Origin of the sequence: Aeromonas sp. 1805 (assembly GCF_013085525.1) — a bacterium.
Taxonomy (GTDB): domain Bacteria; phylum Pseudomonadota; class Gammaproteobacteria; order Enterobacterales; family Aeromonadaceae; genus Aeromonas; species Aeromonas hydrophila.
Genome location: NZ_CP038515.1, coordinates 3,004,133 through 3,024,681 on the forward strand (window position 1 = coordinate 3,004,133; position 20,549 = coordinate 3,024,681).

Annotated in this window: 23 protein-coding genes; all 23 read left to right on the forward strand. The window is 58.3% G+C overall.

Features of this window, described 5'->3' with window-relative positions; translation table 11 throughout:
- Positions 1 to 21 precede the first annotated feature (21 nt).
- Positions 22 to 414, forward strand: coding sequence for a flagellar motor switch protein FliN (gene fliN, locus E5E96_RS14165; protein WP_011705280.1), 393 nt, complete (start codon positions 22 to 24; stop codon positions 412 to 414).
- A 61-nt stretch (positions 415 to 475) separates the two neighbouring features.
- A complete protein-coding gene (gene fliO / locus E5E96_RS14170; protein ID WP_171282435.1) occupies positions 476 to 859 on the forward strand; it encodes a flagellar biosynthetic protein FliO in 384 nt (127 codons plus the stop codon).
- On the forward strand, positions 846 to 1,625 hold the full coding sequence (gene fliP, locus E5E96_RS14175) for a flagellar type III secretion system pore protein FliP (protein WP_171282436.1): 780 nt from the start codon (positions 846 to 848) through the stop codon (positions 1,623 to 1,625). Before fliO ends, fliP begins: the two co-directional genes overlap by 14 nt.
- Before the next feature lie 27 nt (positions 1,626 to 1,652).
- A complete protein-coding gene (gene fliQ / locus E5E96_RS14180; protein ID WP_011705282.1) occupies positions 1,653 to 1,922 on the forward strand; it encodes a flagellar biosynthesis protein FliQ in 270 nt (89 codons plus the stop codon).
- 67 nt (positions 1,923 to 1,989) lie between these two features.
- Entirely contained in the window at positions 1,990 to 2,781 is a 792-nt protein-coding gene (gene fliR / locus E5E96_RS14185) for a flagellar biosynthetic protein FliR (RefSeq protein ID WP_171282437.1), read from the forward strand.
- A 134-nt stretch (positions 2,782 to 2,915) separates the two neighbouring features.
- On the forward strand, positions 2,916 to 4,046 hold the full coding sequence (flhB, locus tag E5E96_RS14190) for a flagellar biosynthesis protein FlhB (RefSeq protein ID WP_024943903.1): 1,131 nt from the start codon (positions 2,916 to 2,918) through the stop codon (positions 4,044 to 4,046).
- Positions 4,047 to 4,153: 107 nt separating this feature from the next.
- Positions 4,154 to 6,256, forward strand: a complete 2,103-nt coding sequence (gene flhA, locus E5E96_RS14195) for a flagellar biosynthesis protein FlhA (protein WP_024943902.1) — start codon at positions 4,154 to 4,156, stop codon at positions 6,254 to 6,256.
- Positions 6,257 to 6,272: 16 nt separating this feature from the next.
- A complete protein-coding gene (flhF, locus tag E5E96_RS14200) occupies positions 6,273 to 7,694 on the forward strand; it encodes a flagellar biosynthesis protein FlhF (RefSeq protein ID WP_171282438.1) in 1,422 nt (473 codons plus the stop codon).
- 1 nt (position 7,695) lies between these two features.
- Complete coding sequence (locus E5E96_RS14205) at positions 7,696 to 8,571, forward strand: MinD/ParA family protein (protein WP_010634619.1); 876 nt, start codon at positions 7,696 to 7,698, stop codon at positions 8,569 to 8,571.
- Positions 8,564 to 9,283: an RNA polymerase sigma factor FliA gene (locus E5E96_RS14210; RefSeq protein WP_017409955.1), complete on the forward strand. Its 720-nt coding sequence runs from the start codon at positions 8,564 to 8,566 to the stop codon at positions 9,281 to 9,283. Before E5E96_RS14205 ends, E5E96_RS14210 begins: the two co-directional genes overlap by 8 nt.
- 111 nt (positions 9,284 to 9,394) lie before the next feature.
- Positions 9,395 to 9,778, forward strand: a complete 384-nt coding sequence (gene cheY, locus E5E96_RS14215; RefSeq protein ID WP_010634617.1) for a chemotaxis response regulator CheY — start codon at positions 9,395 to 9,397, stop codon at positions 9,776 to 9,778.
- A gap of 12 nt (positions 9,779 to 9,790) precedes the next feature.
- Complete coding sequence (locus E5E96_RS14220) at positions 9,791 to 10,531, forward strand: protein phosphatase CheZ (RefSeq protein ID WP_011705289.1); 741 nt, start codon at positions 9,791 to 9,793, stop codon at positions 10,529 to 10,531.
- 11 nt (positions 10,532 to 10,542) lie between these two features.
- On the forward strand, positions 10,543 to 12,732 hold the full coding sequence (locus tag E5E96_RS14225; protein WP_171282439.1) for a chemotaxis protein CheA: 2,190 nt from the start codon (positions 10,543 to 10,545) through the stop codon (positions 12,730 to 12,732).
- 32 nt (positions 12,733 to 12,764) lie between these two features.
- The gene (locus E5E96_RS14230; protein ID WP_017409957.1) at positions 12,765 to 13,880 is read left to right on the forward strand and encodes a chemotaxis response regulator protein-glutamate methylesterase; all 1,116 of its coding nucleotides are present in this window, start codon (positions 12,765 to 12,767) and stop codon (positions 13,878 to 13,880) included.
- A 2-nt stretch (positions 13,881 to 13,882) separates the two neighbouring features.
- Entirely contained in the window at positions 13,883 to 14,620 is a 738-nt protein-coding gene (locus tag E5E96_RS14235; RefSeq protein WP_024943899.1) for a flagellar motor protein, read from the forward strand.
- A gap of 2 nt (positions 14,621 to 14,622) precedes the next feature.
- Positions 14,623 to 15,549: an OmpA family protein gene (locus E5E96_RS14240; protein WP_017409958.1), complete on the forward strand. Its 927-nt coding sequence runs from the start codon at positions 14,623 to 14,625 to the stop codon at positions 15,547 to 15,549.
- A gap of 4 nt (positions 15,550 to 15,553) precedes the next feature.
- Positions 15,554 to 16,348, forward strand: coding sequence for a ParA family protein (locus E5E96_RS14245; RefSeq protein ID WP_011705294.1), 795 nt, complete (start codon positions 15,554 to 15,556; stop codon positions 16,346 to 16,348).
- Positions 16,345 to 17,217, forward strand: coding sequence for a chemotaxis protein CheW (locus E5E96_RS14250; protein WP_171282440.1), 873 nt, complete (start codon positions 16,345 to 16,347; stop codon positions 17,215 to 17,217). The genes E5E96_RS14245 and E5E96_RS14250 overlap by 4 nt, the downstream gene beginning before the upstream one ends.
- A gap of 69 nt (positions 17,218 to 17,286) precedes the next feature.
- A complete protein-coding gene (locus E5E96_RS14255; protein ID WP_005298836.1) occupies positions 17,287 to 17,775 on the forward strand; it encodes a chemotaxis protein CheW in 489 nt (162 codons plus the stop codon).
- Positions 17,776 to 17,793: 18 nt separating this feature from the next.
- Complete coding sequence (locus E5E96_RS14260) at positions 17,794 to 18,180, forward strand: DUF2802 domain-containing protein (protein ID WP_011705296.1); 387 nt, start codon at positions 17,794 to 17,796, stop codon at positions 18,178 to 18,180.
- Between the two features lie 154 nt (positions 18,181 to 18,334).
- Complete coding sequence (gene ccmA, locus E5E96_RS14265; RefSeq protein WP_011705297.1) at positions 18,335 to 18,970, forward strand: cytochrome c biogenesis heme-transporting ATPase CcmA; 636 nt, start codon at positions 18,335 to 18,337, stop codon at positions 18,968 to 18,970.
- A gap of 5 nt (positions 18,971 to 18,975) precedes the next feature.
- Positions 18,976 to 19,644 carry a heme exporter protein CcmB gene (gene ccmB, locus E5E96_RS14270; protein ID WP_101616000.1) on the forward strand — a complete coding sequence of 223 codons (669 nt, stop codon included), beginning with the start codon at positions 18,976 to 18,978 and terminating at the stop codon, positions 19,642 to 19,644.
- A gap of 163 nt (positions 19,645 to 19,807) precedes the next feature.
- Positions 19,808 to 20,548 carry a heme ABC transporter permease gene (locus E5E96_RS14275; protein WP_011705299.1) on the forward strand — a complete coding sequence of 247 codons (741 nt, stop codon included), beginning with the start codon at positions 19,808 to 19,810 and terminating at the stop codon, positions 20,546 to 20,548.
- The last annotated feature ends 1 nt before the right edge of the window (position 20,549 follow it).

The window sequence follows — 20,549 nt, forward strand, 5'->3', positions numbered from 1 at the left end:
AAGCAGCATAAGGAATTCAAGATGAGCGGAACTGATGAAGAGGATCTGATGGCGGACGCCTGGGCAGCCGCGCTGGAAGAGCAGGTGACTGCCGAAGCCAAGCCCGCTCCCCTCGAAGAGCTCAAGGATGATGCCCCCATCAGTGCCGAGGAGCGGCGCAAGCTGGATACCATTCTGGATATTCCGGTGACCATCGCCATGGAAGTGGGCCGCAGCCAGATCAGCATCCGCAACCTGCTGCAGCTCAACCAGGGCTCGGTGGTGGAGCTGGATCGGGTGGCGGGTGAGCCGCTCGACGTACTGGTCAACGGCACCCTGATCGCCCACGGCGAGGTGGTGGTGGTGAACGACAAGTTCGGCATCCGGCTGACTGACGTCATCAGTCAAATCGAAAGGATCAAGAAACTCAAATGACCAAAATGATTGCGTTGACTGGTCTCATCATCAATCAGGCCGAAAGGATCAAAAAACTCAAATGATCCGCGCGTTTCCGTTACTGCTGTTGTCCCTCCCCGCACTGGCCGAACCCGCTGCGGGCGCCAATCCGCCCAGCCTCACCTCCTGGCTGCTCTCCAGCCTGATGGTGATCGGCCTCATCCTGGTGCTCGGTTTCCTGCTCAAGAAGAGCAAGATTGCCACCGCCATGGGGGGCGGCCAGATGCGGATCATCGCCAGCCTGCCGGTGGGCTACAAGGAGAAGCTGCTGGTGGTCAAGGTGGGCGATCAGCAGCTGTTGCTCGGGGTGACGCCGCAGCAGGTCAACTTTCTCTATCGCCTGGAAGAGCCGCTGGACGAGAGCCAGCCCCAGGCGTTCTCCCAGCAGCTTGGCAAATTGATGGGCAAGCATGAAAAAAGCTAACGGCTTACGGCCGCACGGTGGGCTGCTGGTCGGCCTGTTATCCCTCCTGATCCTCTGCTCGCCGCTGGCGCTGGCCCAGGACGGCATGTCGGCAGTCACCATCAAGACCATGGCGGACGGCAGCCAGGAATACAGCCTGACCCTGCAGGTGCTGGCGCTGATGACGGCGCTCTCCTTCCTGCCGGCCATGGTCATCATGATGACCTCGTTTACCCGCATCATCATAGTGCTCGGCATTCTGCGCCAGGCCATCGGCCTGCAGCAGAGCCCCTCCAACCAGGTGTTGATCGGCATCGCCCTGTTCATGTCGTTCTTCATCATGTCGCCGGTGCTGGATCGCATCAACAACGAGGCGCTGCAACCCTATCTGGCCGAGACCATCCAGGCCAAGGAGGCGCTGGAGAAGGCCGAACTGCCCATCCACCAGTTCATGCTGGCCCAGACCCGGATCAAGGATCTCAACACCTTCATGGAGATAGCGAACGTGCAGGTGGACAAGCCCGCCGACGTGCCGCTGCGGGTGCTGATCCCGGCGTTTGTCACCAGCGAGCTCAAGACCGCGTTCCAGATAGGCTTCATGCTGTTTCTGCCGTTCCTGGTGATAGACCTGGTGGTGGCCAGTATCCTGATGGCGATGGGGATGATGATGTTGTCGCCGATGCTGGTCTCCCTGCCATTCAAGCTGATGCTGTTCGTCATGGTGGATGGCTGGAACCTGATCCTGGGATCCCTGGCCAACAGCTTCGGGCTGGGCGCCGGTGGTTAAGGGCAAGCAACGCAAGGAGCGAACGGCATGAGTCCTGAAACCTTTATCGACGTGTTTCGCGAGGCGCTCTGGCTGGTCACCATCATGGTGTGCGCCGTGATCCTGCCGAGCCTCTGCGTCGGCTTGCTGGTGGCCATCTTCCAGGCGGCCACCTCTATCAACGAACAGACCTTGAGCTTTCTGCCCCGCCTCATCGTCACCCTGTTTGCACTGGGGGCGGGGGCGCACTGGGGCTTGCAGAGTCTGATGGACTTCTTCCTGCTGATGGTGAGCCAAATTCCGGAGGTGGTGGGATGAGGGGCCCGCTCGAGCAGAGCGGCCTGCTGTGCCCGTTGCCGGGCTCGATGGCCCACAAGGTGCCGGGATGACCTACACAACCGCTCTCATCATGGAGTGGTTGTCTTCCATCGTCTGGCCGTTGGCGCGGGTGAGTGGGCTGCTGATGGTGATGGCGGTGTTTGGCAGCCGGCTGACGCCGGCTCGCGTGCGCATCAGCCTGGCGCTGGCACTGACCCTGATGATTGCCCCTTTGCTCCCCCCCATGCCCAAGATCGAGCTGTTCTCGGTCGGCAGTTTTCTGGTGCTGGGCCAGCAGTTGCTCATCGGGGTCGCGCTCGGCCTCATGACCCAGTTCCTGATGGAGAGCTTCGTGATGGCCGGCCAGATCATCGCCATGCAGACCAGTCTGGGTTTCGCTACTCTGGTGGATCCCATGAACGGCCAGTCGGCACCGGTGGTGGGCCAGTTCTACCTGATGCTGGCGACCCTGGTGTTTTTGGCGGTGGACGGCCACCTCATCATGCTGCGCATGGTGGTGCTGAGCTTTGATACCCTGCCGGTGTCGGACAGCGGCCTCAGCCTGCCTTCCATTCGCGATCTGATCGGTTTTCTCGGGGTCATGTATCAGGCCTCGCTGGTGATGGCGCTCTCCGCCATCGTCGCCTTGCTGCTCATCAACTTTGCCTTCGGCATCATGACCCGTGCCGCACCCCAGCTCAACATCTTCAGTATCGGCTTTGCGGTCAGCATGATGTCGGGCCTGCTGATCCTCTGGCTGACCATAGGTGGCTTCCTCGGCCATTTCGACAGCATGTGGGAGCGGGTGCAGGAGACCAGTTGCACCCTCATCGGCACCCAGTGTCTGGGGGGCCAGTAAGATGCCGGCGGCAGGTTGGGGGCTCCATTGCTTTGAACGAACCACTTGGGGTTGCCCTGTTGGCTTCGTGCGACAGAACAACGGCGCTCAGGCGGCTTTGATGCCTGATTGTCTCGACCTGTGCGGGGGTCAGCATGGCTGATACCGATCAGGAACGTACCGAACAACCCACGGGCAAACGACTGCAACAAGCCCGTGATAAAGGGCAGATTGCACGATCCAAGGAGCTGGGTACCGCCAGCGTCCTGCTGGCGGCCGTGTTTGGCCTGCTGATGGTCAAGGAGAGCCTGGCCGGCGCCATGGTCAAGGTGCTCACCATGGGCTTTACCCTGGATCGGGAGCAGGCGTTCGATCCCAATGCCATGATGACCATGTTGCCGGCCCTGCTGCGCGAGCTGCTGCACCCACTCGGTCTGCTGTTCATGCTGGTGGCCATCGCCGCCTTCGTCGGCAACACCCTGATGGGGGGGATGAACTTCTCCTCCGAAGCCATGCTGCCCAAGTGGAGCAAGCTGAGCCCGCTCAACGGCATCAAGCGGATGTTCGGGGTACAATCCCTGGTCGAGCTGGTCAAGTCCATCGCCAAGGTGGTGTTCATCTCCCTGTTCGCCTGGTGGATGCTTTCCAGCCAGTTCAACCACCTGCTCAATCTCTCCCTCGAGGGTTACCCGGGCGGTATCATAGACGCGCTGGATCTGCTGCTGTGGATGCTGATCATCCTCTGCTGCGCCCTCATTCCCATCGTGGCCATCGACGTGCCGTTCCAGCAGTGGAACCACATGCGCCAGCTCAAGATGACCAAGCAGGAGGTCAAGGACGAGTTCAAGGACAGCGAAGGCAAACCCGAGGTGAAGGGGCGGATCCGCCGCTTGCAGATGGAGATGGCGATGCGCCGTATGATGGGGGATGTGCCCAAGGCGGACGTGGTGATCACCAACCCGACCCACTACTCGGTGGCGCTCAAGTACGATACAGCCAAGCCGGGCAGCGCACCCAAGGTAGTGGCCAAGGGCACCGATGAAATCGCGATGAAGATCAGAGAGATAGCCAGGGAGTACGAGATCCCGGTGATGCCGTCCCCGGCGTTGACCCGCGCCATCTACCACGCCACCGAGATTGGTCACGAGATCCCGGAAGGGCTGTTTGCCGCCGTGGCCCAGGTGCTGGCCTATGTCTATCAGCTCAAGAAGTTCCGTCGTGGCCGTGGTCGCCGTCCCAATCCGCTGGCCAAGGATCTACCCATTCCAACCGAATTCCGCAAATGACAAACTTCTGACACAGTCAAAATAAAATCATTGTATTTCAATGCCTTGTATTATTGGCTTGATGTTTGCTTTAATCTGGCATCAGCGGTTTGAGATTGAGAAAAACGATGAAACTCCAGGCATCATTGGGCCGAATCAAAGAGTACAAGTGGCTGTTGACCAAGGGCCTGGGGACGCCGCTGCTGGTGCTGGCCTCTCTTGGCATGGTGGTGCTGCCCATTCCGCCGCTGATGCTGGATATTCTGTTTTCCTTCAACATCGCGCTCTCCATTGTGGTGCTGCTGGTGGCCGTCTACACCCGCCGTCCGCTCGAATTTGCCGCCTTCCCGACCGTGCTGCTGATAGCGACCCTGCTGCGGCTGGCGCTCAACGTCGCCTCTACCCGGGTGGTGTTGCTGGAAGGCCACAACGGCAGTGCGGCAGCCGGCCACGTGATCGAAGCCTTCGGCAACGTGGTGATCGGCGGCAACTACACGGTCGGCATCATCGTCTTCATGATCCTGATGATCATCAACTTCGTGGTGGTCACCAAGGGTGCGGGCCGGATCTCAGAAGTTAGCGCCCGCTTCACTCTGGATGCCATGCCCGGCAAACAGATGGCCATCGATGCGGACTTGAACGCCGGCCTCATCAATCAGGAAGAGGCCAAGAAGCGCCGCCAGGACGTGACCCAGGAAGCCGACTTCTACGGCTCCATGGACGGTGCCTCGAAATTCGTGAAAGGGGATGCGGTGGCGGGGATCATGATCCTCTTCATCAACATCCTGGGCGGCTTCATCATCGGGATGGTGCAGCACCAGCTCACCTTCGGCGAAGCGGCCCAGATCTATACCCTGCTCGCCATCGGTGACGGTCTGGTGGCCCAGATCCCGTCGCTGCTGCTCTCCATTGCCGCCGCCATCATAGTGACCCGCCAGAACACGGATCAGGACATGGGCACCGCGGTGCTGGGCCAGTTGTTCGACAATCCCAAAGCCCTGATCATCTCGGCTGGTATCCTGCTGATGATGGGCAGCGTGCCCGGCATGCCCCATCTGGCGTTCCTCAGTCTGGGGGCCATCGCTGCCGCCGGTGCCTGGTGGCTGCTGCGCCGCGAGAAACAGCTGGCGGCCAAGGCGGCCAAGGGCGAGCTGATGCCGGCGAGCACGGAGCAGACCCACGAGCAGAAAGACTTGAGCTGGGACGACGTGATGCCGGTGGACATCATCGGGCTGGAGGTGGGTTATCAACTTATCCCGTTGGTGGATCGCAACCAGGGCGGCGAGCTGCTCAACCGGATCAAGGGGGTGCGCAAGAAGCTCTCCCAGGAGCTGGGTTTTCTGGTGCCTGCGGTGCATATCCGCGACAACCTGGATCTGGCTCCGAACCAATATCGCATCACCTTGATGGGAGTCAGTACCGGCGAGGCCAATGTTTACCATGATAAGGAAATGGCCATCAATCCGGGCCAGGTGTTCGGCCAGATCCAGGGGGTTGCGACCCGGGATCCCGCTTTCGGACTGGAGGCGGTGTGGGTTGCCAAGGAGCAGGTCTCCCAGGCGCAGACCCTTGGCTACACAGTGGTGGATACCGCGACCGTTGTGGCTACTCACCTGAGCCAGATCCTCTCCAACCATGCCGCCCTACTGCTGGGCCATGACGAAGTACAACAGTTGCTCGACATGATTGGGAAGCACCAGAACAAGCTGGTGGAAGGGCTGGTTCCTGAGGTCATCAGCATGGGTAACCTGGTGAAGGTATTGCAGAATTTGCTCAATGAAGGCGTGCCAATCCGCGATATGCGCACTATCCTGCAGACCCTGGTGGAATATGCCCCGCGCAGCCAGGATCCGGAAGTGCTGACGGCGGCCTGCCGTATCGCCTTGCGCCGGCTGATCGTGCAGGAGATTGCCGGCCCGGATCCCGAACTGCCGGTGATCACCTTGGCACCGGAATTGGAACGTATATTGCATCAATCCCTGCAGGCAGGGGGTGGTGATGGCGCCGGCATCGAGCCGGGTCTGGCGGAGCGGATGCAACGCTCGCTGGTGGAAGCCACTCAACGACAAGAACTGGAAGGCCAACCGGCCGTGCTTCTGACATCAGGGATACTGCGCAATACCCTGGCGAAATTTGTCAAGAATGCCATTCCTGGATTGCGCGTTCTGTCTTATCAGGAAGTGCCTGATGACAAGCAAATCCGCATCGTCAGTGCGGTAGGGCAGAACTAGTTAGCGGAGATGACGGGTGAAGATTAAGCGGTTTTTTGCCAAGGACATGCGAACGGCTCTGGCCGAGGTCAAGGAGACTCTCGGGCCTGATGCCATCATCATGTCCAACAAGAAGGTCACCGGTGGGGTGGAGATAGTCGCCGCTGTCGATTATCAATCCCAGGTTCCGGGACCCAAAGATGCGCCGGTTCGCCGTCAGTTGAACGATGAGAGCGTCAATATCTCGTCTGCCGGACGGCAGATGACCCGCCCTGCACCGAGTCTGGCCCAGGAGCAGAACGAACATTATGCCGACACCCTGGCCGCCCTGCTGGCCCGCCAGCAGAAGTTGAACCCGGCCCAGAACAGTCAGGGGGGCCAGAGCGGCGCCCCGTCGGCCGCTGCCAGCGGCGCGCCCCGTACTCTGGCCGAGCAGGGGCAATGGGGAGCGGCTCCCGAGCCCGCCAAACCGAAGGCGAGAGCCGCCGCGCCCGGCCGTGCTCCCCAATCCCCCCAGCGGGATCAGGAGATGGAGGGGATGCGCAAGGAGATGGCCAGCATCCGCAAGCTGCTGGAGCATCAGATCTCCGGACTGATGTGGCAGGAGGTTGAGCGTCGTGAGCCGATGCGTGCCTTGCTCATCAAGGAGCTCAAGAAGATAGGGTTTGACGATGCCTTTGCCGATCAGCTGGCCGGCCTTATCCCCGAGGATATGTCGATCCATCAGGCCATGGCCCAGTTGGCCGAGGTGTTGACGGCCCAGCTCAAGATCAGCGAAGACGAAATTCTGCGGCAGGGTGGGGCGGTTGCCCTGCTCGGGCCGACCGGGGTGGGCAAGACCACCACCATCGCCAAGCTGGCAGCGCGGTTTGCCATGAAGTATGGCGCCGAGCAGGTGGCGCTCATCACTACCGACAACTACCGGATCGGTGCCCATGAACAGCTGCAGACCTATGGTCGCATCATGGGCTGCCCGGTGCGGCAGGTGCGGGATGCCGAGGAGCTGGCCAATGCGCTCTATCAGTTCCGTCACCGCCGGCTGGTGCTCATTGATACCGCCGGGGTAGGGCAGCGGGATATTCGGTTGACCGAGCAGCTCGATACCCTGGTCAAGAATGCCAAGGTACGCATCCGCAGCTACCTGGTGATGTCAGCCACTTCCCAGCGTCGGGTGATGCAGGAAGCGGTGGACCATTTCCGGCGTATTCCATTGAGCGGCTGCATACTTACCAAATTGGATGAGAGTCTGAATCTGGGCGAAGTGATTAACGTGTGTATCCAGAATGCATTGCCTATCAGCTATATCACTGATGGACAAAGGGTTCCGGAAGATATTCAGGTCGCCAATGCGGCACAGCTCGTCGGAGCTGCCATGGGCTCGCTGGAGCGGGAAACAGAAGAACCCTATTTCTGGGGCACAGGCTTTGGCGAGGCCGAAGATTCGGAGTTTTATGAGTAACATGTATATGGATCAGGCGAGTGGTCTGCGCAAAATGCGTCAAAACAATCGAGTAAAAGTGATCGCCGTGTCTGGTGGCAAGGGTGGCGTAGGCAAGACCAACGTGACCCTGAACGTGGCGGGAGCCATGGCCGCCCAGGGCAAACGGGTGATGGTACTGGACGCCGACCTTGGCCTGGCCAACGTGGACGTCATGCTGGGACTGCGGGTGCATCGCAACCTGTCCCACGTGTTGGCCGGCGAATGCACCATCGACGACATCATCGTCGAGGGCCCGTACGGCATGATGATAGTGCCGGCCACCTCGGGCACCCAGTCCATGGTCGAGCTCTCGCCGGTGCAACACGCCGAGCTTATCCGCGCTTTCAGCGAGATGAAGACCCAGGTCGACATCCTGCTGGTGGATACGGCGGCCGGTATCTCCGACATGGTGCTGAGCTTCACCCGTGCGGCCCAGGACATCATGGTGGTGGTGTGCGATGAACCGACCTCCATCACGGATGCCTACGCCCTCATCAAGATCCTCTCCAAGGAGCACGGCGTCTTCCGCTTCAAGGTGGTGGCCAACATGGTTCGCTCCTTGCGCGAAGGGCAGGAACTCTATGCCAAGCTGACCCGGGTCACCGACCGTTTCCTGGATACCTCGCTGGAGCTGGTTGCCTGCGTCCCCTACGACACCAATCTGCGAGCCGCCGTGCGCAAGCAGAAGCTGATTGTCGAAGCCTTCCCCAAGTCCCCGGCCGCGCTGGCGTTCAGAGCGCTGGCCAACAAGGCGGCAAGCTGGCCCATTCCTAACCAACCCGGCGGTCATCTCGAATTTTTCCTGGAAAATTTGCTGCAAAAGCCGGTCATAGCACAGGAAGGTTCCCGTGAATAAAGCCCAAGCGTACTTGCGTCATCAGGATTCCTATGTGCTGGTCGAGCGTCATGCTCCGCTGGTGAAACGGATCGCCCAGCATTTGTTGGCTCGCCTGCCAAGCAGTGTCTTGCTGGATGACCTGATCCAGGCAGGTATGATTGGATTGCTCGAAGCCTCCCGCAATTTTGATGGCAGCAAGGGAGCGAGCTTTGAAACCTACGCCGGGATCCGCATCCGCGGTTCCATGCTCGACGAGATCCGGCGGGGTGACTGGGTGCCGCGTTCGGTACACCGCAACAGCCGCACCATCGCAGAAGCCATCGAAAATGTTGAACAAGCCCATGGCCGTGATGCTCGCGATAGCGAGGTCGCCGCCCAGATGGGGGTTAGCCTTGGTGAGTATCACGCCATGCTGCAGGATGTCTCCTGCGGCAAGATCATCGGCATCGAAGATCTTGGCGTCAGCGAGGATGTCATCGGTCATCCCGATGACGAGCCGGGCAGCAACGGGTTTGATGAACTGGCCGCCGAGCGTTTTCAAGGGGCGCTGGCCGAACACATCGGCCGCCTGCCGGAGCGGGAAGCGCTGGTGCTCTCCCTTTACTACGATGAAGAACTGAACTTGCGTGAAATAGGCGAGGTATTGAACGTCAGCGAGTCTCGCGTGAGCCAGATACACAGTCAGGCGATGCACAGATTACGCGCGCGTTTAAGAGATTGGCATGTATAAGTGTTTGTACTGGCTACACTGAAACAAAACTCTAAGGCATAATCCGCAAAATAAAACCTGCGATCTGCATCATGTAAGTGAGCCGCTCTGGCGGCTATTTAGGAGGGAATTTTGGACAAGAACATGAAAATCCTCATTGTTGACGATTTTTCAACGATGCGCCGGATTATCAAGAACTTGCTGCGTGACTTGGGATTCAACAATACCCACGAAGCAGACGATGGCAACACGGCCTTGCCAATGTTGAAAAATGGTGATTTTCAATTTGTCGTGACCGACTGGAACATGCCGGGCATGCAAGGCATCGACCTGCTCAAGGCTATTCGCGTCGATGACAAACTCAAACACCTGCCGGTGCTGATGGTGACTGCCGAAGCGAAACGCGAGCAGATCATTGAAGCTGCCCAGGCCGGCGTCAATGGCTATATCGTCAAGCCTTTCACTGCTGCAACGCTCAAAGAGAAACTCGACAAAATCTTTGAACGAATCGGCTAAGGAGCAGCAGGGATGAAGGCCAAAACGAGTGCAATGATTTCGCTCGATCAGGCAAGGATGCTTGTTGCCCATCTTGAGCAAGGTGAATTTGAACAGGCCGACACTCTCATCGCCGATGCGTGTGCTCCCAATGCGGCGGCCCTGTTTGACAAAGTGGGTCAGTTGACCCGACAACTGCATGATTCCCTACAAGATTTTCGGCTAGATCCCCGGATCCCCGATCTGGCCACCCATGAAATCCCCGATGCGCGGGAGCGACTCAGTTATGTCATCGACATGACGGACAAAGCTGCCAATCGCACCATGGATGCTGTGGAAGCCAGTCTACCGATTGCCGATCGACTAAATGACAATATTCAGCTTGTTCTGCCCAACTGGAATGCCCTGATGAGCAGAGAGATGAGTGTTGGGCAGTTCAAGTCTTTATGTCACCAACTGGATGATTTCATTAAGGCTTCTGAATCTGATGCCGATAAATTACGGCAACTGCTGACAGAAATCCTGATGGCGCAAGATTTTCAGGATTTGACCGGCCAGATGATCCGCAAGGTCATCAAGTTGGTTCAGGAAGTTGAAACTAAATTAATAGAAATGCTGACTATGTTTGGTGAGGCATCTGCTGAGCATTCTTCTCGCAGCCTTCCTGTAAGCGGGATTGAAGCTGAAGGCCCCATCATGAACCCTGAGACTCGTTCCGATGTGGTCAATGGTCAGGATGATGTGGACGATCTGCTGTCTAGCCTGGGATTTTAATGGAGTGACGCATGGCCTTCGAAGTTGATGAAGACATACTGCAAGACTTTTTGGTCGAAGCATCCGAAATATTGGAACAGTTGTCTGAACAACTGGTCGACTTGGAAAAGCGACCCGATGACAAGAATCTGTTGAATGCCATATTTCGCGGCTTCCATACCGTCAAAGGCGGTGCCGGCTTTCTCTCGCTGACCGAGTTGGTGGATGTTTGTCACGGCGCTGAAAACGTGTTCGATATCTTGCGCAATGGCAAGCGGACCGTTACCGCCGAGTTGATGGATGTCATTTTGCAGGCGCTGGATGCCATCAATGTGATGTTTGCCCAGGTGCAGAATCGCGAACCGCCAAGCCCGGCTTCCGCTGAAATCCTGCACGACCTGCATGAGCTCTGCAAGCCTGAAGGGGAAGAGCAGTTGTTGACCGCCTCTGCGGGTGGCAATGTGGTGTCTGAAGAGATGGCTCCTGCCGTTGAAGAGGTGGTCGAGGTGGCCGCAGACATCCCGGAACCTGTCGCCGATCCCGTCCCCGCTTCTTCCGTCGTCAGCGGTGGGGGATCCATCGACGAGATCTCCGCCGATGAATTCGAACGCCTGCTCGATGAACTGCATGGGGTGGGAGGTGCTCCGACTGCTGCCGCCAGCCCGGTGGTGGCAAGCTCCGGAGATATTACCGACGATGAATTCGAGGCCCTGCTCGATCAGTTGCATGGTCAGGGCCAACATGGTGGTGCCCCTGAAAGCAATCCATTGAAATCAGTACAAAAAGAAGTCGATGAACTGATCGATGATGATGAATTCGAGCGACTGCTGGATGAACTGCACGGTCGTGGCCAGGGGCCGCAAACCAGTATTACGCCGCCAGCAGCGCCTGTGCAGACAGCGGTAGCTCCCGCAGCCGCCACGCCAGCTCCGGCAGCCAAGCCTGCCCCAGCCCCCGTTGCCGCCAAACCGGCTGCGGCCCCGGCAAAACCGGCACCAGCCCCTGCGCCAGCCAAGCAACCGGCCCCTGCGCCTGCTGACAACGCAGTGCAAAGCGATACCACTGTTCGGGTGGATACCAAGACGCTGGACGTCATCATGAACATGGTGGGTGAGCTGGTATTGGTGCGCAACCGTCTGGTCAGCCTTGGTATTGCCAGCAACGATGAAGACATGTCAAAAGCGGTTGCCAACCTGGATGTGGTGACGGCAGATCTGCAGGGTGCGGTGATGAAAACCCGCATGCAGCCCATCAAGAAAGTGTTTGGTCGCTTCCCGCGTGTTGTTCGTGATCTGGCTCGTACCCTCAAGAAAGAAATTGAGCTGGTGATGGTCGGGGAAGAGACGGATCTGGACAAGAACCTGGTTGAAGCGCTGGCTGACCCGCTGGTTCACCTGGTGCGCAACTCCTGTGACCATGGGGTTGAAATGCCGGATGTCCGTGAGAAAGCAGGTAAGCCACGGCAGGGCACCATTACCCTGAGCGCTTCCCAGCAGGGCGATCATATCTTGCTGTGCATCGAAGATGATGGTGCCGGTATGGATCCCGAGAAGCTCAAGTCCATCGCCATCAGCCGTGGCGTGTTGGATGCCGATACGGCGGCGCGGATGAGCGACAACGATGCCTACAACCTGATCTTCGCCCCCGGTTTCTCTACCAAGTCCGAGATCTCGGATATCTCCGGCCGTGGTGTCGGGATGGACGTGGTGAAGACCAGTATCGTCAGCCTGAATGGCTCGGTGCATATCGATTCGACCTGGGGCAAGGGCACCCGTCTTGAAATCAAGGTGCCGCTGACCCTGGCCATTCTGCCGACCCTGATGGTGGAAGTGGGTGAGCAGACCTTCGCGTTGCCGCTGGGCTGCGTGAACGAAATTTTCCACTTGGACCTCAAGAAGGCCAACATGGTGGATGGTCAGCTCACCATCATAGTGCGCGAAAAAGCCATCCCGCTCTTCTATCTGTACAACTGGCTGGTCAGGGGCAAGCACAAGAAGTCACGGCAGGATACGGGTCATGTGGTGATCGTGCAGATTGGCACGCAGCAGATCGGTTTTGTCGTGGATAACCTGATTGGCCAGGAAGAAGTGGTGATCAAGCCGCTGGACAGCCTGTTGCAAGGTACTCCAGGCATGGCGGGAGCAACCATCACCAGCGATGGCGGTATTGCACTCATTCTGGATGTGCCGAGTCTGCTCAAGGCGTATGCCCGTAGACATTGATAGCCCAGGCCCAAGGAGTTAGAAAAATAACAATGGCAGTCAAGGTATTAGTTGTCGACGATTCGAGCTTCTTCCGTCGTCGGGTCAGCGAGATCATTACTCAGGATCCCATGCTGACGGTGATCGATACGGCTCAAAATGGACGCGAAGCCGTGGACAAGGCGATCCAGTTGCGCCCGGATGTGATCACCATGGACATCGAGATGCCCGTGATGGATGGCATCAGCGCCGTACGCGAGATCATGGCCAAGTGTCCGACTCCGATCCTGATGTTTTCCTCTTTGACCCATGAAGGGGCCAAGGCGACGCTGGATGCGCTGGATGCCGGGGCGCTCGATTTCCTGCCCAAGAAATTTGAGGATATCGCCCGTGACAAGGATGAAGCCGTTCGCCTATTGCAGCAGCGAGTCAAGGAGATTTCTCGCAAGCGTTTCCTGATGGCGGCTCCTGCTCGTCCCAAAGCACCTGAACCTGCCGCCCGTTCCCCGCTGGGCAGCTCAATCGCCCGGCCGGCAGAGCGTCAGGCCGAGCCGCCGCGCGCCATGCCTGCGGCTGCCTTCAAACGCAGTGGCAAGAGTTATCAGCTGGTGGCCATCGGTACCTCGACGGGTGGCCCGGTTGCGCTGCAGAACGTGTTGACCAAATTACCCGGTGATTTCCCTCATCCCATCTTGTTGATCCAGCATATGCCGGCAACCTTTACCGCCGCGTTTGCCGCTCGCCTCAATGGTCTGTGCCAGATCGGAGTCAAGGAAGCGGAAGATGGCGATGTGCTCAAACCTGGTCATGCCTACCTGGCTCCGGGCGGCAAGCAGATGCTGCTGGAGGGGCGTGGTGCGGGTGCCCGTATTCGGATTGTCGATGGCAATGACAAGGTGAATTACAAGCCGTGCGTCGACATCACCTTTGCGTCTGCTGCTAAAACCTATGCCGACAAGGTGCTTGCCATCGTGTTGACCGGTATGGGGGCGGATGGTCGGGATGGTGCGCGTCTGCTCAAGGAGCAGGGCTCTACCATCTGGGCACAGGATGAAGCCTCCTGCGTGGTATATGGCATGCCGCAAGCGGTTGCCAAAGCCGGCATCGCCACGGAATCACTGCCGCTGGATCGGGTTGCACAACGAATCCTGGTTGAGCTGGGCCGCTAACGATGGGCATGTTCGGCCTGATCCTGGCACTGGGAGCCATCGCCATTGCCCAGTTATGGCATGGCGGCAACCTGCTCACCCTGCTTGATGGGCCTGCTTTCGTCATCGTTGTAGGAGGAACCTGGGGGGCTGTCATTTTGCAGACGCCACGCAAGTTTCTACTGGAAGCGATAAGACAGACCCGTTGGATGTTGCTGCCTCCCGCCTGGGATCTGGTCGCACAAGCTGAACGACTGCAAGCCTGGGCCGTGTTTGCACGTCAGCAAGGGTTGCTGGCGCTGGAGAACCAGGCTGATCAGGAGAGCGACGAATTTACCCGGCAGGGACTCACCATGATCGTTGACGGGGTGTCGATAGATGATATTCGCATGTTGCTCGAAGCGGATATCGACATCGAGCAGGAGCGAAACGAACACTCCGCCAGAGTCTTTGAAGCCATGGGTGGCTACAGTCCGACCATAGGTATCATCGGTGCAGTGATTGGACTTATCCAGGCCATGTTTCATCTGGAAGAACCTGCCTCGCTGGGTGCTGGTATCGCCGTTGCGTTTGTCGCCACTATTTACGGGGTTGGCTTTGCCAACCTGTTATACCTGCCGATTGCCAACCGGTTGCGGGCTTTTCACTATCATTACGCCCTGTTTCAGGAGATGACGCTGGAAGGCTTGATGGCAATCGCCCATGGCGAAAATGGTCCTCAGGTTGAACGGCGGTTGAAGGCTTATCTGAAGGGAGAATAGCCATGCGCAAGCGCTACCGTTTGCATCTGCAAGGTCGGGAACATCTCGATCGCTGGCTGGTTTCCTACGCCGATTACATGACGCTGATCTTCGCCCTGTTCGTGGTGCTCTATTCGGTGGCACTGGTCAACAAGGACAAGTATCGCGCGGTCATCGATGGCATGACCCAGGCATTCAACGTCATGCAGCCACGCAGCGACGGTTTGCTGGAAGGGCAGGGAAAGTCGTTGTTGAACAACGAGGTATCTGCCGCCTCCTCGGTTCTGGAGAGCGCCACAGCCCGCTCACCCTCTTTGGCTCCCATCTCAGGTGTTCCCATCGCGCAAGATGGTATGACTCTTGCGAAGATCGATACGCAATTGCAGGAGAGCATGGGCTCTCTGGTCGATGCCGGGGTAGTCAAGCTGACGCTCAATGACAACTGGTTGACGGTCGAGTTGAGCTCAGGTCTGTTGTTCGGTAGTGGCAGCGCCTTCATGAGTACCAATGCCGATCCCGTGCTAAATACTCTTTCAAGTATTCTGAAGCAGGTCGATAACTATGTAAGAGTGCGCGGTTATACCGATAACCAGCAGATAAATAATGAAATTTTTCGTTCCAACTGGACGTTGTCTGCGGCAAGGGCGGAAGCCGTGCTCACCGCACTCATCGCCAAAGGGATAGCGCCGCAGCGGTTGGCCTATGAAGCTTACGGGGAGTTTTCTCCCTTCACGGACAACAGTACCGAGCAGGGACGTTTACAGAATCGCAAGGTGGTGGTCGCTATTTCCAAGTTCGCCTGGGTGCCACCTGCACCGGTTTCAACTCCTCCAGTGCAGGCTGTAACGGAGACGCAAGTGCCGGCCGTGCAACAGGCGGTCGAGGCAGGAGAGGTCAAGGTGATCACGCTGCCAGGTGGTGGCATACGCATAACAACGAGGCAGGATTGATACAGTGATTGTTTGGACGGTTGCCAACCAAAAGGGTGGGGTCGGTAAAACCACCACAGTGGTCTCGCTGGCCGGTATTCTGGCCCAGCGCGGCCAGCGGGTGCTGTTGATTGACACCGACCCTCATGCCTCCCTGACCTCTTATCTCGATTTTGATTCCGACCGGCTGGATGGTACTCTTTATGAGCTGTTTCAGGCGGTCAAACCAACGGCAGAGCTCGTCAATAAACTGACGCTGCGCACTAAGTTTGACAACATTCATCTGCTGCCCGCGTCAATCACCCTGGCGACCCTGGATCGGGTGATGGGCAATCGGGAAGGGATGGGGCTGGTACTCAAACGGGCGTTGCTGCGCATTCAGGATCAGTATGATTACGTGCTGATCGACTGCCCGCCTGTCTTGGGGGTCATGATGGTCAATGCGCTGGCGGCGTGTGACCGGATCCTGGTACCGGTGCAGACCGAGTTTCTGGCGCTCAAAGGGCTGGAGCGGATGATGAAGACGTTTGAAATCATGCAGCGCTCCAAACGGGAGAAGTTCCGTTATACCGTCATTCCCACCATGTTTGACAAGCGAACCCGTGCCTCGTTGATGACTCTGCAGTCCATCAAGGAGCAGCACGGCAATGCGGTATGGAATGCCGTCATACCCATAGATACCAAATTCCGGGATGCCAGTTTGCTTCACATTCCCCCCTCCATCTATTCGCCGAGCAGCCGTGGCACCTATGCCTATGAGACCCTGCTCAACTATCTTGATGCGCAAGAGCGTCAGCGTGCTCATGAGGTGACATCATGAGAGATACCACCCAAGTTCGGGCCATGGATGATTACTTCCACTCCCTGTTGCTGGATGATGCGCTGTTGCTGGATTCGTCTGACGAGCCTGACTCTGCCCCCGTCATCCAATTGCAGCGTCAGCCCCAGCCGGTTGTCGATAAGGTGGCGCAACCCTATCTGGAAGCGGATCAACGGCTGGAGCAGTTGAGTGAATTGCTGGCTCAGGTCGGTCAGGTGCAGTTTGAAATAGATGCGCTGAGCCATGAAGAGGTCGTCAGCGAGCCGCTCCAGATTGAGGCTGAGGATGCCCTGCTGCCCGTCGAGCCAGTCTGGCCCGAAGTGATGCCCGAGCCTGCAGCTGCGGATCCTGCCACGCTGGTGGTGACGGAGACAGAAGTTGCGCTGGCGCCACAGGAGGAGGTTGCACCCTCCACCTGGGAGAATATCGATACCGGCAAGGAGTTTCAGGCGCTGTTCTTTGAGGTCGCCGGTGTCACCTTTGCGGTGCCGTTGACCGAGCTTGGCGGTATTCATCAACTGGGGGAAGTGAACACCCTGTTTGGTCAGCCAGGCTGGTACAAGGGGATCATGACTTCCCGCGAACAGAAGATGAACGTGGTGGACACGGCGCAGTGGGTCATGCCCGGCCAGCATCTGGAAGTGCCTGATTACAAGTATTTGATCATGTTGGGTGAATCTCCCTGGGGACTTGCCTGTCATCATCTTAAGGGAACGGAGTTATTGCATCGTGACCAGGTCAAATGGCGCCATCAGGAGGGCAAACGCCCCTGGCTGGCTGGCATGGTCAAGGAGAAGATGTGTGCCCTGCTGCACGTGAAGGAATTGCTCCTGTTGCTGGAGCGCGGGGTCAACATAGAAGGTCGCTGATAACTTCTGCACTCGGGCTGTTTTATTGCTAGTTTTACCAGTAGACGTTTTCATAAAAGGAATAAAAACATGACAGAAAAGCGCAATATTGCACAGAATCTGGCCGAAGATGAAGTGCTGCAATGGGTCACCTTCCAGCTGGAAAATGAAACCTACGGCATCAACGTGATGCAGGTGCAGGAGGTGCTGCGCTACACCGAGATCGCCCCTGTGCCCGGTGCGCCCGAGTATGTACTGGGCATCATCAACCTGCGCGGCAACGTGGTGACCGTCATCGATACCCGTTCCCGTTTCGGCTTGCCCTCCGGCGATGTGAGTGAGAACTCGCGTATCGTCATCATCGAGGCGGAGAAGCAGGTGATCGGCATCATGGTCGACAGCGTGGCCGAGGTGGTTTATCTGCGCTCCTCCGAGATCGACGCGGCCCCGGCGGTGGGTACCGAAGAGAGTGCCAAGTTCATTCAGGGTGTCAGCAACCGCGATGGTCAGCTGTTGATCCTGGTCGATCTGAACAAGCTGCTCTCCGATGAAGAGTGGGAAGATATCGGTTCCCTCTGATAGGAAGATAATGTGTTGATGATTGAAATTGCCGCCTTGGGGTTGTCCTTGCTGGCGTTGGTGCTGGCCCTGTATGGGGTGATTGGCAGCCGACGTGGCCAGCGAGAGTCCGAGGCCAGGGTGGAGACGCTGCAAGGGCAGCTCGAGAGCCTGCGCAAGCAGATGATGGAGCTGCATACCGGGGCCATCGGCATGGGCCAGCGTCTGCAGTCCGTCGAAGGGGCCATGCAGCAGATCAACGATCGCCAGCAGGAGCTGACCCTGCAGGATCCGGAACGTCGCCTGTACAGCCGCGCCGCCAAGATGGTGGAACTCGGTGCCGACCTCGATGAGGTCATGAATGAATGTGAATTGCCTAAGGCCGAGGCTGAATTGTTGATTTCATTGCGAAAAGGCCGCTCATGAATGTTCGGGAAGGCGTCCGCCTTCCTGATTTTCCTCCCCTCTCTTCAAGGCGGGATCTCCCCCACAAATCCTGCTGATAATTGGCATCTTTGAAAAGACGCTTCCCGATACTGTGTTAATATGCAGGCCGCTTCTTTTCACTGATTACATCCTCATGCTGCTTCAAATTCACAATCTGAGCTGCGTGCGTGAAGATCGCACTCTGTTTGAACATCTCTCCTTTGCGGTGGCTCCCGGTGATCTGGTGCAAATTGAAGGCCCCAACGGGGTAGGGAAGACCAGCCTGCTGCGCTTGCTGACTGGCTTGTCCCAACCATTTGCCGGTGAAGTGTGCTGGAATGGCGAAAATATCCGCAGTTGCCGCGATGAATATCACGCCAATCTGCTCTATCTCGGTCATCAGCCTGGCGTCAAGGCTGCCCTGACACCGCTCGAAAACCTCGCCTTCTACCAGAAACTGCACCATGCGGCCGATACCAGCGTGGATCTGTGGCGGGTACTGGCCCAGGTCGGTCTGGCCGGGTTTGAAGACAACCCCACCGGTCAGCTCTCTGCCGGCCAGCAGCGCCGTGTCGCGCTGGCCCGCCTGTGGCTCAGCGACAAGCCGGCGCTCTGGATCCTGGATGAGCCGTTCACCGCCATCGACAAGCAGGGGGTGAAGGTGCTGGAACGGCTGTTCCTGACCCACGCCGAACGAGGGGGCATGGTGATCCTCACCACCCATCAGGACATGACCCTGATGCAGGGACGGTTGAAGACCCTCTCTCTCACGCCCTTGCTGCAGGAGTAGTTCTGATGTTGCGCGCCGTAATGCACCTGATCCACCGAGAGTTGTTGATGGCCCTGCGCCAGCGCTCCGACATTCTCAACCCGCTCTGGTTTTTCCTCATCGTCATCACCTTGTTTCCGTTAGGGATCGGCCCCGAGCCCAAGCTGCTGGCCCGCATCGCTCCCGGCATCATCTGGGTGGCCGCCCTGCTGGCGGCCATGCTGTCGCTGGAGCGGCTGTTTCGCGACGACTTCGGCGACGGAGCGCTGGAGCAGATGATGCTGATGCCCCATCCGCTGGGCTTGCTGGCGCTGGCCAAAGTGATCGCTCACTGGTTGCTGACCGGCCTGCCGCTGCTGATCATCTCCCCGCTGCTCGCCATTTTGCTGTCGCTGGACATGAACACTTATCTGGCGGTGGTCGCCACCCTGGCGTTGGGGACGCCGGTACTGAGCCTTCTCGGGGCGGTCGGCGTCGCGCTGACGGTCGGTTTGCGCAAGGGGGGCGTACTGCTAAGCCTGCTGATCCTGCCGCTCTATATTCCGGTACTGATTTTTGCCACCTCCGCCATCGATGCGGCGGGGATGGGGCTGCCCTATTCGGGGCAGCTGGCGATTCTGGGGGCCATGCTGGCCGGTGCGTTGACCCTGACCCCGCTGGCGGTCTCGGCGGCGCTGCGAGTCAGCGTGAATTGACGAAAGCGTCTGAAAAAGTGGCCATGGAAGGGCCGTTATAAAAAATATAATTGAGATAGATCAAGAGGATGGCTGCTTATTGCTTTCGGGGGATGTGATGTTTTCCGGCAGTGGGTATGGTAGGCCTCGCCACGATATTAATAACAGAAAGGTTTTGTGAGCTATGTGGAAATGGTTGCACCCTTACGCTAAACCCGAGCGCGCTTACCAGCTGGCAGGAACCTTGCTGCCCTGGTTTGCCGTGACAAGCCTGCTGGCATTCATCATCGGCACCCTCTGGGGGCTGGCCTTTGCACCTGCGGATTATCAGCAGGGCGACTCCTTCCGGATCATCTACATCCATGTTCCGGCCGCGATCCTCTCTATGGGGGCCTATTCCACCATGGCGGTGGCTGCCTTCATCGGTCTGGTGTGGCAGTTGCGGATGGCGGACATGACGGTGGCCGCGGTCGCGCCGGTCGGCGCCGTGTTCACCTTCATCGCACTGTTTACCGGCGCCGCCTGGGGCAAACCCATGTGGGGTACCTGGTGGGTGTGGGATGCGCGGCTCACCTCCGAGCTGATCCTGCTGTTCCTCTACCTCGGTGTCATCGCTCTCTACAACGCCTTCAGCGACAAGGTGCTGGCCGGTCGCGCCGCCGGCATCCTGGCGCTGGTGGGGGTGATCAACCTGCCCATCATCCACTACTCGGTGGAGTGGTGGAACACCCTGCACCAGGGCGCCAGCATCACCAAGTTTGACAAGCCTTCCATCTCCCCCGAGATGCTGTGGCCGCTGCTCATCATGATCCTGGCCTTTGCCGCCTTCCTCGGGGCCCTCTCCCTGATGCGTTTTCGAAACGAGCTCTTGATGCGGGAGTGGCACCGCCCCTGGGTCAAAGAGATAGCCGAGCAGGAGAAGTAAG

Excerpts from the sequence above, each read along its gene's own strand:
- fliN (WP_011705280.1), top strand. The coding sequence starts at position 22 with ATGAGCGGAACTGATGAAGAGGATCTGATGGCGGACGCCTGGGCAGCC.
- fliO (WP_171282435.1), top strand. The coding sequence starts at position 476 with ATGATCCGCGCGTTTCCGTTACTGCTGTTGTCCCTCCCCGCACTGGCC.
- fliP (WP_171282436.1), top strand. The coding sequence starts at position 846 with ATGAAAAAAGCTAACGGCTTACGGCCGCACGGTGGGCTGCTGGTCGGC.
- fliQ (WP_011705282.1), top strand. The coding sequence starts at position 1,653 with ATGAGTCCTGAAACCTTTATCGACGTGTTTCGCGAGGCGCTCTGGCTG.
- fliR (WP_171282437.1), top strand. The coding sequence starts at position 1,990 with ATGACCTACACAACCGCTCTCATCATGGAGTGGTTGTCTTCCATCGTC.
- flhB (WP_024943903.1), top strand. The coding sequence starts at position 2,916 with ATGGCTGATACCGATCAGGAACGTACCGAACAACCCACGGGCAAACGA.
- flhA (WP_024943902.1), top strand. The coding sequence starts at position 4,154 with ATGAAACTCCAGGCATCATTGGGCCGAATCAAAGAGTACAAGTGGCTG.
- E5E96_RS14205 (WP_010634619.1), top strand. The coding sequence starts at position 7,696 with ATGTATATGGATCAGGCGAGTGGTCTGCGCAAAATGCGTCAAAACAAT.
- E5E96_RS14220 (WP_011705289.1), top strand. The coding sequence starts at position 9,791 with ATGAAGGCCAAAACGAGTGCAATGATTTCGCTCGATCAGGCAAGGATG.
- E5E96_RS14225 (WP_171282439.1), top strand. The coding sequence starts at position 10,543 with ATGGCCTTCGAAGTTGATGAAGACATACTGCAAGACTTTTTGGTCGAA.
- E5E96_RS14230 (WP_017409957.1), top strand. The coding sequence starts at position 12,765 with ATGGCAGTCAAGGTATTAGTTGTCGACGATTCGAGCTTCTTCCGTCGT.
- E5E96_RS14235 (WP_024943899.1), top strand. The coding sequence starts at position 13,883 with ATGGGCATGTTCGGCCTGATCCTGGCACTGGGAGCCATCGCCATTGCC.
- E5E96_RS14240 (WP_017409958.1), top strand. The coding sequence starts at position 14,623 with ATGCGCAAGCGCTACCGTTTGCATCTGCAAGGTCGGGAACATCTCGAT.
- E5E96_RS14250 (WP_171282440.1), top strand. The coding sequence starts at position 16,345 with ATGAGAGATACCACCCAAGTTCGGGCCATGGATGATTACTTCCACTCC.
- E5E96_RS14255 (WP_005298836.1), top strand. The coding sequence starts at position 17,287 with ATGACAGAAAAGCGCAATATTGCACAGAATCTGGCCGAAGATGAAGTG.
- E5E96_RS14260 (WP_011705296.1), top strand. The coding sequence starts at position 17,794 with ATGATTGAAATTGCCGCCTTGGGGTTGTCCTTGCTGGCGTTGGTGCTG.
- ccmA (WP_011705297.1), top strand. The coding sequence starts at position 18,335 with ATGCTGCTTCAAATTCACAATCTGAGCTGCGTGCGTGAAGATCGCACT.
- ccmB (WP_101616000.1), top strand. The coding sequence starts at position 18,976 with ATGTTGCGCGCCGTAATGCACCTGATCCACCGAGAGTTGTTGATGGCC.
- E5E96_RS14275 (WP_011705299.1), top strand. The coding sequence starts at position 19,808 with ATGTGGAAATGGTTGCACCCTTACGCTAAACCCGAGCGCGCTTACCAG.